This window comes from Treponema sp. TIM-1 (genome assembly GCF_046533115.1).
Taxonomy (GTDB): domain Bacteria; phylum Spirochaetota; class Spirochaetia; order Treponematales; family Breznakiellaceae; genus JAIRMO01.
Window position 1 is genome coordinate 12353 of sequence record NZ_JAJQRC010000038.1, and the last position, 16054, is coordinate 28406.

General features: G+C 50.9%; 16 protein-coding genes. 10 read left to right on the forward strand and 6 right to left on the reverse strand.

Annotated features, from left to right (window positions below; genetic code table 11):
* Positions 1-36: 36 nt before the first annotated feature.
* From LQZ21_RS11950 to LQZ21_RS11980, 7 genes are all read left to right on the forward strand, one after another.
* Positions 37-1536 (forward strand): sugar ABC transporter ATP-binding protein, encoded by a 1500-nt coding sequence (locus LQZ21_RS11950; protein WP_411044682.1) that lies wholly within the window; start codon positions 37-39, stop codon positions 1534-1536.
* Positions 1537-1582: 46 nt separating this feature from the next.
* Positions 1583-2335, forward strand: coding sequence for an SDR family oxidoreductase (locus LQZ21_RS11955; RefSeq protein WP_411044684.1), 753 nt, complete (start codon positions 1583-1585; stop codon positions 2333-2335).
* 14 nt (positions 2336-2349) lie between these two features.
* On the forward strand, positions 2350-2667 hold the full coding sequence (locus LQZ21_RS11960) for an L-rhamnose mutarotase (protein ID WP_411044686.1): 318 nt from the start codon (positions 2350-2352) through the stop codon (positions 2665-2667).
* 110 nt (positions 2668-2777) lie between these two features.
* Positions 2778-3524: an SDR family NAD(P)-dependent oxidoreductase gene (locus tag LQZ21_RS11965; RefSeq protein WP_411044687.1), complete on the forward strand. Its 747-nt coding sequence runs from the start codon at positions 2778-2780 to the stop codon at positions 3522-3524.
* A gap of 37 nt (positions 3525-3561) precedes the next feature.
* Entirely contained in the window at positions 3562-4386 is an 825-nt protein-coding gene (locus LQZ21_RS11970) for a sugar phosphate isomerase/epimerase family protein (protein WP_411044689.1), read from the forward strand.
* Positions 4387-4781: 395 nt separating this feature from the next.
* The gene (locus LQZ21_RS11975) at positions 4782-5117 is read left to right on the forward strand and encodes a cupin domain-containing protein (RefSeq protein WP_411044691.1); all 336 of its coding nucleotides are present in this window, start codon (positions 4782-4784) and stop codon (positions 5115-5117) included.
* A gap of 28 nt (positions 5118-5145) precedes the next feature.
* Complete coding sequence (locus LQZ21_RS11980; protein ID WP_411044693.1) at positions 5146-5340, forward strand: PD-(D/E)XK nuclease family transposase; 195 nt, start codon at positions 5146-5148, stop codon at positions 5338-5340.
* Between the two features lie 86 nt (positions 5341-5426).
* Here LQZ21_RS11980 and LQZ21_RS11985 read toward each other — a convergent pair whose 3' ends face one another.
* Positions 5427-6200, reverse strand: a complete 774-nt coding sequence (locus LQZ21_RS11985; protein ID WP_411044694.1) for a hypothetical protein — start codon at positions 6198-6200, stop codon at positions 5427-5429.
* 126 nt (positions 6201-6326) lie between these two features.
* Between LQZ21_RS11985 and serS the strand changes: the two genes are divergently transcribed.
* Both serS and LQZ21_RS11995 read left to right on the forward strand, forming a co-directional pair.
* Positions 6327-7616 carry a serine--tRNA ligase gene (gene serS / locus LQZ21_RS11990; RefSeq protein ID WP_411044696.1) on the forward strand — a complete coding sequence of 430 codons (1290 nt, stop codon included), beginning with the start codon at positions 6327-6329 and terminating at the stop codon, positions 7614-7616.
* Positions 7617-7622: 6 nt separating this feature from the next.
* Positions 7623-8468, forward strand: coding sequence for an LEA/WHy family protein (locus LQZ21_RS11995; RefSeq protein ID WP_411044698.1), 846 nt, complete (start codon positions 7623-7625; stop codon positions 8466-8468).
* A 57-nt stretch (positions 8469-8525) separates the two neighbouring features.
* Here LQZ21_RS11995 and LQZ21_RS12000 read toward each other — a convergent pair whose 3' ends face one another.
* The 5 genes from LQZ21_RS12000 to LQZ21_RS12020 form a co-directional block, all read right to left on the reverse strand.
* On the reverse strand, positions 8526-10091 hold the full coding sequence (locus tag LQZ21_RS12000) for a 2-isopropylmalate synthase (RefSeq protein ID WP_411044699.1): 1566 nt from the start codon (positions 10089-10091) through the stop codon (positions 8526-8528).
* A gap of 12 nt (positions 10092-10103) precedes the next feature.
* Positions 10104-11117: a ketol-acid reductoisomerase gene (ilvC, locus tag LQZ21_RS12005; RefSeq protein ID WP_411044701.1), complete on the reverse strand. Its 1014-nt coding sequence runs from the start codon at positions 11115-11117 to the stop codon at positions 10104-10106.
* A 126-nt stretch (positions 11118-11243) separates the two neighbouring features.
* Complete coding sequence (gene ilvN / locus LQZ21_RS12010) at positions 11244-11768, reverse strand: acetolactate synthase small subunit (RefSeq protein ID WP_411044702.1); 525 nt, start codon at positions 11766-11768, stop codon at positions 11244-11246.
* 70 nt (positions 11769-11838) lie between these two features.
* Positions 11839-14475, reverse strand: coding sequence for a LuxR C-terminal-related transcriptional regulator (locus tag LQZ21_RS12015; protein WP_411044704.1), 2637 nt, complete (start codon positions 14473-14475; stop codon positions 11839-11841).
* Between the two features lie 78 nt (positions 14476-14553).
* A complete protein-coding gene (locus LQZ21_RS12020) occupies positions 14554-15201 on the reverse strand; it encodes a response regulator transcription factor (protein WP_411044706.1) in 648 nt (215 codons plus the stop codon).
* Positions 15202-15291: 90 nt separating this feature from the next.
* Here LQZ21_RS12020 and LQZ21_RS12025 point away from each other — a divergent pair.
* On the forward strand, positions 15292-16054 hold a 763-nt coding region (locus tag LQZ21_RS12025; RefSeq protein ID WP_486401693.1), incomplete at its 3' end, for a transposase.

Genomic DNA, 16054 nt, shown 5'->3' on the forward strand with positions numbered 1-16054 from the left:
TCCCATATTCGTCATAACGGAGAAAGGTACTGTAATATGCATGAAATTATTTTCCGGGCGAAAAATGTATCTAAGTCTTTCCTTAATGTAAAAGCCCTGGACAACGTTGATTTAGACATACGCTCCGGAGAAGTGTTGGCATTGGCCGGTGAGAATGGCGCCGGAAAATCAACCATGATGAAAATTGTTGCAGGCGTATATCATGCAGACAGAAATGATGGTACTGAATTTATTCACCGAGGGGTTTCTGTAGACTACCGGACACCCCTGGAGGCAAAGAAAAATGGTATAGTCCTGGTTTTTCAGGAGCTTTCACTGGTTCCAAAACTAAGCGTAGCCGAGAATATTTATCTTGGAAGCCTGCCTGTCAAGGCAAACCGTATGGTTGATTGGAAAAAGCTGTATTCCGATACAAAAGAAGTTTTGGAAAAACTGAATTGTACTATACGGCCGGATCAGATCGTGGAAGATATCCCCATTGCCCAGCAGCAAATGGTAGAAATTGCCCGGGCCATAGCCCTTGACGCGAATATTCTCATGCTGGATGAACCAACGTCCTCTTTGACGGATATAGAAAAAGCCCAACTCTTTAGCTGTGTCCGCAGCCTTAAAGAGAAGAATGCCGCAATAGTGTATATCTCGCACCGCATGGATGAAATTTTTGAAATCAGCGATCGAATTACCGTATTCCGAGATGGTAAGAAATCCGGAGAATTCATAACCAGTGACTGTACTAAAGATGATATAGTTTCCTTGATGATTGGGCGGAAGTTGGAAGACTATTATAATAAAATTAAGGCCGATAGTTCAAATAATGAAATTCTACGTGTAGAGAATCTTAGCCTGCACGGACAGTTTGAAAACGTCAACTTCAGTCTACATAAGGGAGAAATACTTGGGTTATACGGCCTAATTGGCGCAGGCCGTACAGAGATTGTTGAAACTATTTTTGGTATTAGAAATCAAACCGGGGGAAAAATTTACATCAATGGCGAACAGGTTACTATTAAAAACACGAATGCCGCCGTAAAACGCCATATAGGGCTGGTTCCTGAAAACAGGAAGGAACAAGGGCTCATCATGGGGATGGATTGTAAATGGAATATTGCCATTACCGGTCTATCAAAAATTCGTACGGGAGGGATCATCGATCCTAAAAAACTATTTGCGCTTTTTAATGAATTTAAAGAAAGTCTGCAGATTAGTACGTCAGGTCCCGATCAGCAGGTTCGTACCCTTTCAGGCGGAAATCAACAAAAAATTGTAATTGGAAAATGGCTGGCTGTTAAGCCTTGGATTTTAATGCTTGACGAACCAACCAGAGGAATTGACGTAGGTTCCAAGGCAGAAATTCACAAGCTGATCGGTCGCCTTGCCATGGAAGGCATGGCGGTTATCATTATTTCTTCAGAGATGTCGGAAATTATTGGAATGTGTTCAAGGGTTATAACAATAACCCATGGCCGACAGACCGGAGAATTTAAAGGAAGTGATATTACCGAAGAAAAAATAATGACGGCTATCATGTTACATTAATGCCGTAATAAAGCTGATTGGTTCTTAATTTGGAGGAAAGGTAGAAATGTTATCGGATATGAGAGGGAAGGCTATCATTATTACCGGCGGGGCCGGCGGAATCGGTCGCCAGACTGCAATACGGTTTATGGAGAGGGGAGCAAATGTCTGTATCTCAGATATTGACGAGAAGGCAATTAATACAGCACTTGATGACTTTAAAGCCGCCGATATGAAAGCAATCGGGATAAAAGCAAATGTTACCGATCGCAGGGATGTTGCAAGGGTTGTGCGTTATTGTATAGATGAATTTGGAGGAATTGATATTCTGGTAAACGTAGCCGGTATTTATAAAGACAGGTTCTTTATTGAAATGACGGATGAAGAATGGAACCAGACTATCAATATCAATCTAGGCGGCGTATATAATTTTTGTAAAGAAACAGTAGGGATAATGGCCCAAAAGGGTTATGGCCGTATTATCAATATCAGTTCCCAGGCGGCTATTTCTGGTTCAATCATGCATGCACACTATGCTGCCGCAAAAGCTGCTATAATAGGACTGTCATGTACTCTTGCCAAGGAGCTGGCCCCAAAAGGAATAAATGTGAATTGTGTGGCACCCGGAATCATTGAAACGAATATGACCGCCGGTTATGATGAGGTCCGCAAACAGAAATTCCTCGATCTTATACCTTTGAAACGATTTGGATCAGCGGATGATGTAGCGCAGGTTATTGTGTTTCTTGCCTCAGATGCAGCAAACTATATGACAGGTCAAACAATTAATGTAACCGGCGGCTGGCTTATGCATTCATAACCAAGGAGGAAAAAATGAAGAAATATGCATGGACATGGACTATTAAGGAAGAGTATTTAGAGGAATATGTACGGCTGCATAAGAATCCCTGGCCGGAAATTATGGAAGCACACAGCAGGGCCGGATTTCGCAATTATTCTATATTTCAAAACGGTCAACAGTTTTTTTATGTCTTTGAATGCAGTGACATACAGTATGCACGTGATTATGTAGCCAAAGATGAAGCCTGTATCCGTTGGAATAATATGTGCATGAAAATGATGGAAGTTGATTTTGACTCCCGTGTAGAAAGCGGCATTACCTATATGGAGGAGGTTTTTTATCTTGAGTAGCCTTATACCAACAAGTTTTATAAGCCCGTTGATTCGTGGTTAAGGATTTCATACTTCACGGCTCTGTCGTGGGACATGTTGATTGTTGAAAATATTTTTAGGAGGCATGTATGGGTCTTGGCAGATTAAAAGGAAAAGTGGCTATTATTACCGGAAGCACAAGAGGCATTGGCCGTGCTATTGCACTTGCTTATGGAGAAGAAGGCGCAAAGGTAGTTGTTTCCGGAACAAAATCAAATCTTTGTGATGAGGTAGCAGATAAAATACGTTCGGCCGGCGGGGAAGCGATCGCAGTTCCATGTAATGTGTCTAAAACTGAAGATATCGATCGTATGTATGCTAAAACATTGGAAACATGGGGTCGAGTGGATATCGCTGTTAACAATGCGGGAGTTGCCACGTTCAAAAATTTTCTTGACATGGATATCGAAACTCTCTCGGGAATTTGGAACATAAATATGTACGGTACTTATTTCAGTGCACAGCGAGCGGCGCGTCAAATGGTGAAGCAGGGCGGTGGAGGCAAGATCATTAACATGTCTTCAATCGTTTGTGAAACCGGCCAAATTGGCCTTTCGGCCTATGCTCCTACAAAGGCCGCTATTGCCATGATGACAAAGTGTATGGCTCTTGAAATGGCGCCTTATAAAATTAACGTTAATGCCATAGGACCCGGTACCATTCTTACCGATATCAATCGGAAAGAACTTGATTTTGAGCGGGATCAGAAGGAAATACCCCTTGGAATCGGTCAGCCCGAAGATATAGCAGGGATAGCGATTTTTCTCGCAACCGATGAAGCCCGTTATATGACCGGGCATGTTGTCTTTATAGATGGTGGCTATAATATTAAGTAAATCCACTGAAATGAAAAAAGAGTTTCGGAGATGATAAATGGGATATCAATTCAGATACAGTGTGGCTATTTCGGAAGAATCTTTGACTGAAAATACACCGGTATTATTCCGCGGCGATATATTTAAGTCGATTCTGACGGCCAAAACATTGGGATATGATGCAGTAGAGCTGCATCTTCGAAATGCATCGGAAGTAGACGGCAACGGCCTGCGTAAATTCTGTGATAAGAACGGCATGTCAATTTCTGCTTTGGCTACCGGTCTTGAGTCATCGCTTAATCGTCTTACCATGCAGGACAAGGATACTGAAGCCCGCATGAAGATAATGCAAAGCATGAAAGCTCATATTGATCTGGCAAATTCTTTGAATTGTACGGTTATTATTGGTATGGTGCGTGGAAACATTCGTGCTAATGAGAAAGAAGCCGGTATGAATTGTTTTAAGGAACAACTAATGGAGTTATTACAATATGCAGCAGGTAAAGTCAAAATTGTAATTGAGGCTATAAATTTTTATATCAATAATTACTTGAATACGGTTGTAGAGACTGCTGATTTTGTTCGTGAATTTGGCGCAAGTAGCCTGGGTCTGCATATTGATACGCATCATATGAATATCCAGGATTATGACCCCATTGCTAGCATACACTATGCGGGGAAAACCATCAATTACGTACATTTTGCCGAAATTAACAGAATGTATCCTGGTGCCGGACGGATGGATTTTCCGGTTATTATGAACGCGCTTAAGGATGTCAGCTATCAGGGCTATATCAGTATAGAATGTATCCCCGTCCCGGATGCCTATACCGCAGCAAAAAGGAGTATCGATTATTTAAAATCAATATACCGCACGGTATAGCCACGAGGTATATTGTACTCATAAGGTGTTGGTCTCGGGTTTCATACCTTTATAAGCGCGGCAAAACAGTAGGGTATGAAACCATTGTCACGAATCGATTTAGTACCTGGTAAAGGCTAAAAGACAGGACATACCTAAAGAAATGTAACCACAGAACCACCAAAACAAAAACATGGATTTCAAATGAAAGTTTATGATGGTTAGTGAGGTTCGTGGGCATGTACCGATTTTCCCTTCCCTCTTCGTCTGCGCCTTAACGGTCGAATTCTCTTTCTCCCGTATATGAGGTATATTAGTATTTACCAGGTACTAGATCCTCCCTCCCAAGCGGCGGAGGATTACGGCGTCCTGGTGGATCCCGAAAACTTTGTTATACAAAAGGAGAGGAGATAATTATGCTGATCCGTGAATTTGATACCCTGCCCCACATCCTGCGGCCTGATGGGGTGGAGATGACCGACTTCTTTATGGGCGCTCCCACAGGCGCGGGGGTACACATGGGGTATGGGGTTTTTCCTCCGGGAATGACCGCCCCGCCGGCGGTACACCAGGAGGATGAATACGCCTTTATACTCTCCGGTACGATAAAAGCGAAGATCGGGGATAAAATCTTCGAGGCTAAAGCGCCCTCCGCCACCTTTATCCCGGCGGGGGAAGAACACATCAGTTTCAACGACGGCGTTGAAGAATGCCGGGTGGTCTGGTTATTAGTAGAACGTCCGGTGCTTTAGCCGATAGAAACCACCCTGGTTAAGATAAATGTATCATCTCACCATCGTTGACCCATACCTTAAACGGGAATGTCCTGATGATAAAATGTGTATTCTGGATGTAAAGGTCTACACAAAATCCGGGATGGTCATTAATGCGGAAATGCAGAGGGACTCCGTGAAGGCCAAGAGGCCGAATGGGAAAAGAGCTATCAGGAAAAGCTGGAAACTGCCCGGAAATTGAAAGGTATGGACCTTACCGATGAGCACATCCTTGAAGTCATGGGGCCGCCGGTACGGTAGTCTGCAGCGGGTATCCCCGGCAGCAGCCTAATCCTTCCAGGGGAAGATAAAATTTTTGAAGGAACGGGTACCGGTTTTTTCCTGTTCCTCAATTAAAATGACCTCCCAGGGGATTTTACGCCGGTTGGCATCGGGGTTTGCTTCCAGCCAGTCGTATTTGAGGAGCCGCAGCCGCAGGGCCTCGTCCAGGTAGAGTAGGATCCCCGCGGGGCCGGGAAAGAGGAAGGCCAAAAACACCGAAACCGCCAAAAGCACCAAATTATGCACAAAGGAAAAAATGCAGAACAGGGGGTTATCAAAAAAAATTAAAAAACTCTTTTTGATGGCCTTGGGGATTTTGCTGTCCAGCCGGGACCGGATCGGCAGGAAAAACTGTAAAGAAAGGATTCCCACCACGAGGGTCCAAAAAATGATCGCCGAAAGCAAGAGACCGATCGTGGAATTCATGGCCATATAAAAGGGAATTACCAGGGTTACCAAAAGGTATGCGGCGAAAACAAAAAATCCCATCACCACCCCTGCGGGCCAGGCTATCTTAAGGTTCTGGAAGAAATCGATAAACCCAAAGGAACCATAATCGGAAATCGCCTTGAGGGACAGAGCTGCGGCAGCCAGATAAATAAAACACCAAATAATTCCGATACACAAAAAGACCAGCCCCACCACCGGGACGGAGACAAAAAGGGAGGGGATAAAAATCGGAATCGCCACCGACGCGATGAACCCCAGGTTTATCAGCGCCGCCTTGAAAAGATTATCCCAAAGATCAAAAAAGGTCTTTTTAATAAGAAAGCCTATCATTTTTCTACTATATATGACAATATTTGCTTCGTCTACCCAGGGAGAGCATAGTTGCTTTTATTCGGTGAAATAGGCGCAATTCGATCAATTGACGGATATTCCGGCCTTTGGTAGACTGATACCATCATGTTAGATTACCGTTTTATTGTGGATAAGCTGCCGGAGGTCAAAAAAAATATCGCCGATCGCTATATGAAAGCCGATGCGGATGGAGTGGTCCGGCTTTTTAACCGGAGGACCGAATTGACCACGGCGCTGCAGGGTCTGCAGCAGCGGCGGAACGCCAATGCGGCGGCTATGAAGGGAAAACTTGAACCGGAAGCCCGGACCGCGCTTATTGAGGAAGGGAAAAAATACAAGGAAGATATCGCCGCCGTCGAGGGGGAGTTGGCAAAGGTCGAGGCCGACTTGGAGGCCGAGGCCCGGCGTATTCCCAATATGGCCCACCCGGACGCGCCGGTGGGTAAGGAAGATAAGGATAATTTAGAGGTAAAGCGGGTCGGCGAACCGACCAAATTCGATTTTGAGCCCGCGGATCATGTTAAACTGGGACAGGATCTGGATATTATTGATTTTGATTCGGGGACCAAGGTTTCGGGAACCAAATTTTATTACCTCAAAAACGAAGGGGTTTTTCTGGAACTGGGGCTTATCCGGTATGCCCTGGATATTTTACAAAAAAAGGGGTTTACCCCCTTTATCACCCCGGACATTGCCAAGGAAGAGATCCTTGAGGGTATAGGGTTTAATCCCCGGGGGGCGGAATCCAATGTGTATACCCTGGAAGACGAGGGTTCCTGCCTGGTGGGGACCGCGGAGATAACCCTGGGAGGGTACTATTCCAACACGATCATTCCCCGGGAAAAACTTCCCCTGCGGATGGCGGGACTTTCCCACTGTTTCCGCCGAGAAGCGGGGGCTGCCGGGCAGTTCTCCAAGGGGCTCTACCGGGTGCATCAGTTTACCAAGGTGGAGATGTTCGTTTATTGCCTCCCGGAGGAGTCGGACGCCTTCCACGAAGAACTCCGCTCCGTAGAGGAAGAAATCTTTTCGGGACTCTCGATCCCCTTCCGGGTGGTGGATACCTGTACCGGCGATCTGGGGGCCCCGGCTTACCGTAAGTGGGACCTGGAAGCCTGGATGCCCGGCAGGAACGGCGGTGAATGGGGGGAGGTAACTTCCACCTCCAACTGTACCGATTATCAGGCCCGGCGGCTCAACATAAAATACAAGGATGAGGAGGGTAAAAACCGCTTTGTCCACATGCTCAACGGGACGGCCATTGCCATTTCCCGGGGGATCATCGCCATCCTGGAGAATTTTCAGCAGCAGGACGGGACCGTCAAACTGCCCGAAGCCCTGGTCCCCTATTGCGGATTTGCGGTAATCGGTAAGAAGGGGGAACCTTCCCGGTAAAACGCCATGAAAAAAAGAACCGTGTTTCTTACCCTGATCTGTATCCTGGGGCTCGGCGCCTGCCGGAGTCTGGGATCGGTAATCCGGGAACCGGTATTTTCTATCAAGTCCGTGGACCTGGGGGCGATTAGCTTTGCCGGGGTGGATATGGTCGGTAAGGTCGCCGTGGACAATCCCAATGCCTTTGATATTCCCTTTCCGGAGCTTGATTGGGAGCTTTTCATTAACGCCAATTCCTTTGTCCGGGGGACGATAAAGAACGACGAAGTTATTAAGTCCAAAGAAGTGACGGTGGTGGAAGTGCCCATCAGTCTGACCTACGACGGCCTCTATAATTCATTCCAGTCCATTAAAAACACCCAGACAGCAGCCTATGTGCTTGCCATGGGGGCGAAATTTACCATCCCCATTCTGGGAGAAAAAACCTATCGTTTTGAATTTTCCGGGGAACTCCCCCTGGTAAAGGTCCCGGCCATAGGGTTTAAGGGGGTATCCCTCAAGAGCCTAAGCCTGCAAAAGGTGGAATTGGAACTTGTCTGGGAAGTGGAAAATCAAAACGATTTTGCGGTAACGATTGATGCCTTTAACTTTGATTTTAGGGTGAATAATTCCTCCTGGGCCCGGGGGAGCGTTCAAAATGCCCCGACCATCCGGAAAAATACCACGGTGCTTATCCCCCTTACCATGACCCTTAATTCTCTGAACGTGATCCGGGAAGTGACGGATATAGCCGGCAGGGGATCCGGTTTTGCCTACGACTGCGGCGGGACCATGGGTTTTTCCGGGGATCTCCCCGGACTCCGGGGGCTTTCCCTGCCCTTTAATTTTAACGGAAACTCAAAACTGAGGTGAGCCGGTTCCAAAATTCGGTCGGTTTGAAACCGGCGGGGGAAAACCCCACGGATCCGGTTATTTTTGCGCGGCTCCTTCCTGCCCCGATGCTAACGGCGTTAGTTCCCATTCCATGGCGTTGATCGCCGAGATATAGGCCTTAATCGAAGATTCCACCACATCGGTAGAGACCCCCCGGCCGTTCCAGTGCCGGCCCTGATAGCTTATCTTTACCATGGTCTCCCCCTGGGAGGCGGAGCCCCCGGTGATGGCCCCCAGTTCGTAGAGCTCCAGTTCCGGCTCCTTGCCGATTATCTGGTTGATCGCCTTGAAGATCGAGTCAATGGGCCCGTCCCCCATGGAAACCAGCTTTTGGAAGGTACCGTCCCGGTGCTGCAGCCGGATGGTACCGCTGGCCCCCAGGGCGGAACCGGTGTTCACCGCCCAATGGTCGAGTTTCCAGGTTTCGGGAACCGACGCAGAGGCGCCCATTACCAGGGCCTCAATGTCCCGGTCACTGACCACCTTCTTTTTATCCGCCAGGTTCTTGAATTCCGCAAAAACCGTTTCCAGGGTTTGGGCGTCCACGCTGAGGCCCAGATCCTTAAGCCTATCCTCAAAGGCATGACGGCCCGAATGTTTACCCAACACCATTTGGTTTTTGGAGATCCCCACCGACTCGGGGGTCATGATCTCGTAGGTGGCCCGGTTCGCCAGGACCCCGTGCTGGTGGATCCCCGCCTCATGGGCAAAGGCATTGTCCCCCACTATGGCCTTGTTGGGCTGGACCTTTACCCCGGTCACCTGGCTCACCAGGCGGCTGGTACCGTAGATCTGGGTGGTGTCAAGCCGGGTATCAATATGGAGGTAATCCTTCCGGACCCGCAGGGCCATGACAATCTCTTCCAGGGAGGCATTTCCCGCCCGTTCCCCGATGCCGTTAATCGTACATTCAATCTGGTCCGCCCCGTTTTGGATTGCCGCGAGGCTGTTGGCCACCGCCAGCCCCAGATCGTTATGAACGTGGACCGAAAACTTCACCTTCTCCCCGCCGGGGGTATGCTCCTTGATATACCGGACCAGTCCGCCGAATTCATTGGGCATGGCATACCCCACCGTATCGGGGATATTCACCGTGGTGGCCCCGGCGGCTATGGCGGCGCCGAACACCCGGCAGACAAAATCCGGATCGCTCCGGGAGGCGTCTTCCGCGGAAAATTCCACATCGGAACAGAATTTTTTAGCGTATTTCACCGCCGCCGCCGCCTGTTCCACCACCTGATCCGCGGTCATCTTGAGCTTGTACTCCATGTGGATGGGGGAAGTGGCCAGGAATATGTGGAGCCGGGGGGAGACCGCCCGGGCAAGGGCCTCCCGGCCGGCATCGATATCCTTTTCCCGGGAACGGCAGAGCCCGGCCACGGTACAATTTCTGATCACCCCCGCGATGGTTTTAACCGATTCCAGATCCCCGGGACTGGACGCGGGAAACCCCGCTTCCATAATATCCACCCCAAGTTTTTCCAGCCGTTTGGCCACTTCCAGTTTTTCCTGGGGGTTCATACTACACCCCGGCGCCTGTTCCCCGTCCCGCAGGGTGGTATCAAATATGGTAATCCGGCGGACATTTTCGTTGTTTGTCATCTAAACGCTCCTTTATTTATCCGGTTTCTGAAGCCAGCCCATCATGGATCGCAGTTCTTTGCCCACCTTTTCGATGGGGTGCTGGGCTTCGATAGCCCGCATCCGGTTAAAGAAGGGCCGATTCACCTGATTTTCGCTGATCCAGTCCTTGGCAAATTTGCCGTTTTGTATCTCCTTTAAAACCTGCCGCATGGTGTTTTTTGTGTCCTCGGTGATGATCTTGGGCCCGGTGATGTAATCCCCGTACTCGGCGGTGTCCGATATGGAGTAGCGCATAAAGGAGAGGCCCCCCCGGTTCACCAGGTCGATGATGAGCTTCATCTCGTGCATTACCTCAAAATAAGCGCTCTCCGGCTGATAACCCGCCTCGGTGAGGACCTCGTAACCCGCCTTCATCAGGGCAGAAACCCCGCCGCAGAGTACCGCCTGTTCCCCAAAAAGATCCGTTTCGGTCTCTTCTTTAAAGGTGGTCTCCAGTACCCCCGCCCGGGCGCCGCCAATGGCCGCCGCATAGGCCAGGCCCAGCCGTTTGGCGTTTCCGTCGACATCCTGGTGGACCGCGACGAGGCAGGGGACCCCGGCGCCGGCCTGGTACTGCTCCCGCACGATGTGGCCCGGGCCCTTGGGGGCGATCATCACCACGTTGATGTCCGGGGGCGGTAGAATCTGGCCGAAGTGGATGTTAAAGCCGTGGGCAAAGGCCAGGGTCTTTATACCGGCCTTGCCGGACTTCAGGGCCGGTTTAATCGATTCCTGGTAAAGCTTGGCCTGTTTTTCATCATTGATGAGGATCATGATGAAGTCCGCCGCCGCGGCGGCCTCCCCGGCGGTCTTTACCTCGAGCCCCGCAGCCTCGGCCTTTTTCCAGGAAGGGGAACCCTCGTAGAGGCCCACCACCACCTTAAGGCCTGATTCTTTGGCATTCAGGGCATGGGCATGCCCCTGGGAGCCGTAACCTATCACCGCGATGGTCTTACCCTTCAGCACCCCCAGGTCACAATCTTTTTCATAATACATAATAGCCATATACACAACCTCCTGCGCAGGTTTCCCCTGCGGAATTTCCTCTTGCGAGGATTTGAGAATCCGGTAATTGTCCTACGGTAAGATTCGCGGAGCTTGTCTCCGGGAATCCGGCCGCGCAATTGCCGGTTAGTTACGTAGGTTTAGGAGAGGTACGGTACTAACGTTGAGTACCTTGGAACCCCGCTCCAGGGCCACAAGACCGGTACGGGCAAGTTCCAGAACGCCGTAAGGGCTCAGGAGCAGAAGAAGACCGTCCAGCTTTTCAATATCGCCGGTAGCCTCAATGGTAATGGTGGTGGGAGAAACATCAATGACCCGGGAACGGAAAATACCGGCGATCTCTATCACCGCGGGGCGGCTTTTTTCATCGGCCCCTATTTTAACCAGCATAATTTCCCGGCGTATACAGGAGGAGGGATCCAATTCCCGGACCGCGATCACGTCCACCAATTTACTGAGCTGTTTTATGATCTGTTCAAGCACCGCATCATCTCCGGTTACCGCGATGGTCATCCGGGAGATCGATCGGTCTTCGGTCTCCCCCACGGTCAGGCTGTCGATATTAAAACCCCGGCGGCTGAAGAGGCCTGAAACCCGGCTCAGGGTTCCCGCCCGGTTTTCTACCAAGGCCGATACCACATGCTGCTTCATGCCAACCCCCGATTATCAGCTTCCCGAAAAAGACCGGATTTGTCAATAGGAGGATCCACACCCCCGGAAATTATCCGTTTTCCGGCGGCTTAGGCATATCGGGACCCGTCAACAGGCCCTTTGAAGTGGCGCTACGGATGGCATCGGCCCGGTTTACCGCTCCAAGTTTGGTATACACGCTCCGGATGGCGCTCTTGACCATCTTAACGGAAATGTTCAGCCCCGCGGCGAGTTCTTCCGCGGTGCGGCCCTGGGAGAGGCTGTTTAGTATCTCCCTTTCCCACTCCGAAAAGGCCGGAACCTTGGCGGTATCCCGGCCCGAATATTGGGCTGCCACCAGGGAACGTTTTTTGGCGTAGGCCGAAGCGTCTCTCCGTATGGTATGCAGCCATTCCTCGGGAATCCCGTTACTGGCATCCGGGCTTTCACGGTCCCCCTGCTTCTCTCCCCGGGCCTTGAGGAGGGCGTTAATCAGACCGGACATAGGCTCCCCCAGTTCAATAAAGGGTATATGCAGGGTATGATGGCAGGCGGCGTCATAAGCCCGTTTCAGGGCGCTAAAGGCCCCCTCCCGGTCCCCGAGCCCGTGGCGGATTACGGCTTCCAGGGCGGTCATTTCCAACATTCCCAGGAGGGAACTGCCCAGATCGCCCCTGGCCTGCTCCTCAGTCAGAACCTGTAAGGCCGATGGGTAATCTTTTTCGATAAAAAGGTACCGGGCTTTGACCAAACTATCAAAGCCGCGGAAGAGGGCGTTCAGTTCCTCACCCTCGTTTTCCGTTCTAAGCCAGGGGGCAATCCGTTCGATTAAGCCGAGGTGGGTATAAAAGCGGCCCATAATGATATCGTGGATATTGTAACGGTTGGGGTATTCACCCTTTTCCATCTGGGCTTCCATTTGACGCTCAAGATCCCGAATCTCCGTTATATCGCCGCGGTGGATGCCTATCCGCATAAGGTAAAAAAGGGCGCGGTTTTCCACCTCGTATTGGCCCTTTTCCCGGCCCTGGTATATTGCCCGGCGGGCGAATTGTTCCGCTTTGTTTAAGTCCCCCTGATAATAGGCCAGCTCCGCGCGGGCCAGGGTATCGGTCCCGAAACGGTAACCACCCATGGAAACCGCAATGTGGGGTACGGCAGCGGAATATGCCGCTATAAAGGACTCAATTTCCCCCGGTTCCGCGGGAAATCCCACCGGAATCACATAGGAGCCGATATTGCTCTGGCTCATCATCCCCTGAACCGGCTCCGGATTTTCGAGGTAGTACCGGTATCCCTGTTCAAACCAGTGGGAAAAGGCGTAGTCCCTGGTGTATTTTGAGGCGAGAATGCTGAGGAGCCCCAGATTATTGTAGGCCGCGTAGAGGATACGGGACCGATTGGGACTTGGGCTTTGGGCCTCGAAGCGGGTGATGGCCGCCCGGCATTCCCCGGCGGCTTCATCAAAGCGTTCAAGAAGCGCCAGCAGCCGGGGACGGATGATAAAGCGTAAAAAAATGAAATCCCAATCCTCGCCGTCCTCCGGATTCCCGGCGAGGAGCCGTTCCGCGGTGTTCAGAAAAAAGGACGCCACCGTCCGGGACAGCATCTGGGGCAGGGAGTTGATAAGCCGGATAAATCCCCCGTAATCCCGGGCCCGTTCGTAATTCACCGCGGCATCGGTGGGAAGGTTGTTTTCGATACACCATTGGGCGCCTTTGCTGCAGACCTCCCGGATTTCCTCGCGGGACAGGTATTCCTGTTTTTCCCGCAAAAAATCCAGAAAGAGGTGATGGATTCTAAAGCCGTGGAGATAGGCATCAAAGCGGATCACCGAACTAAATTTTTCCATGGCGGAGATATGCTTTCCCCCCGGCTCAAGGCGTTCCAGCAGATTCCGGGGCCAATGCTCAATAAGGGAAAGTTTGATGAGGAATTTTTGGAGCTCCGCCTCCATGGCGGAAAAAATATTTTCCTCCATTTTTTTGATGGGCAGCATCACCCGGTCCCAGCTTCGGCCGCCCGTCTGGTCCGTTTTTATCTCCTGAAGGATAAGCCCCAGCGCCAGGGCCCAGCCCTCGGTCTCCCGGCAGATCCGATCCAGTTCCTCTTCCGCAAGGAGAATATGGTGGAGGCGGAAATATTCGTCGGTTTCCTCCCGGGTAAACCGGAGATCCTCGGCGGTAATCTGGAAGAGGAGCCCCTTAGCCAATAGCCCCAGGGTATTCATTGCCGGTTCCGTCCGGGAGATGAAGACAATGGTATTTTTTGAAACCGGAGCGGCCAGGGCCCGTTCCAGATGTAACAGGACCGAAGGATTGGTGAGCAGGTGAAAATCGTCAAAGACGATCACGTACCGTTCCCGGCTTATGATTTCATTTTTTACCAGCCCCAGATACCGGTCAAATTGCCGGCCCGATTCGGGAAAACCCATATCAGCGAAAATTTTCGCGGCCTTTGGGTTGAGGTGGGCCACCTCGCCGGTATAATTCTCCCAGAAACGCCACCCCATATTATCCCGCTCCGAAAGCTGTACCCAAATGATAGGCCGCTGATCTTTCCGGAGAAAGGAATGTACCGCATGGGTTTTGCCGCTGCCCTCCCCGGCTATCACGGTAACCACATGACTTTGCAGCGCCTTTGCCAGAAGCCGGTCTATACGGGGCCTTTCCAGAAAATATTGATTTTCCGGTTCCGGGGACATACCCTGAAAAAGCTGCTCGGACACTTTTTCTTTCCTTTTTATAATTACGATAATAACGAAGCGCCGCCGCGGTAGACCGGACCCTTAATAAGAAGATCCCTGCTACACCAGCCCCTGGGATACGGCGATCCGCACCGCATCGGCCTTATTAACCGCCCCTAATTTATTGTAGATGCTGCGGATAACACTTTTAACCGTATTTTCCGACAGGGAAGAGGCGCCGGCAATTTCTTTCTGGGTCATTCCCTGGTACAGGCCCGTGAGGACCTCCATTTCCCGACGGGACAGTTTACCCTTCCCCTGATCAAAGGAACCTGCCCGGGATGCCTCCGGCCGGTACTGCTCCACCACGGTAAAGAGTTTTTTTGCGTAACCCATGGCGCCCAGATGTATCTTTTCCAGCCAGTCCCGGGGAAGTCCCGGAGCATGGTCCTTTAACGCCGCCTCCGCCAGGGCCCGCATATCCTTCCCCAGTTCTATAAAGGGCATATTCACGGCATTGGGAAGGGCCAGCTTGTAGGCCGCTTCCAGGGCGGCAAAAGCGCCCGCTTTGTCCTTTAGCTGGTAACGGCTCACCGCCTCCAGGACCTTCCGCTCGATCTTTCCCAGAACAAAGATCCAGGGGTTATCCTGGTCCTCCCGGCTTTCTAAAACCGCCAAAGCCGCAGGGTAACGTTTTTCGGAAAAATGATACTTCACCTTAACCAGAATTTCCAGCCCCCGCGTTGCCTCATTGAAAAAGTAACCCAAAAGCCCCTATGCCTCATTTTGAAAAAGTAACCCAAATCAAGGCAGACTATCCGGAACCACTAGTTCCCGGAGGTCAAAATGGGGTTATCCATGAAAGAGAAAAAGGCAGTTACCAGACAGGTTCGTTCCCACTACCTAAAAGCCGGACGGAAAGAGAAATCGGCCATTTTGGATGAATTCATCCAGATTACCGGCTACAAAAACCGGAAGTACGCCCTGCGTATCCTCAACCAGCCGCAGGCTCTCCAGGCCCTCCTCGTCGTTAACGGCAAGACCGTCAAACTCAAACCGCAGAAAAAAAAACCCGCCAACCGGCAGGGCAAAAAAATCTATACCGATGAGGTCATCGCCTCCCTCCGCCTCATCTGGACATTCTTCTGGTATAAATGCGGCAAGCTCCTGGCTCCCCTCATCCGCCAGCAAATGCCCTTCATCGCCTCCTGGTCCGCCTTCGCCATCACCCCGGACATCAGGGAGAACCTCATGAAGATAAGCCCCGCCACCATCGACCGCGCCCTCAAAAAAGACAAGGCTGCCCTCGCCCTCAAGGGCAAAAGCCTCACCAAACCGGGAAAATTCCTCAAACACCTCATTCCCATCCGCACCTTCTACACCTCGGAGGAACGAAAACTCCCCGGTTTTATCCAAATTGACACGGTTCACCACTGCGGTCAGACCACTTCCGGCCAGTATATCCTCACCCTCACCGCCACCGACGTCGCTTCCGGCTGGATATCCCTGTATTCCCTGCTCAACAAGGCTCACCGCTGGACCTTCAACGCACTCAAGGACATCCACGCAACCCTTCCCTTCCCGCTCAGGGAGTTCCACAGCGATAACGGCAGCGAATTTA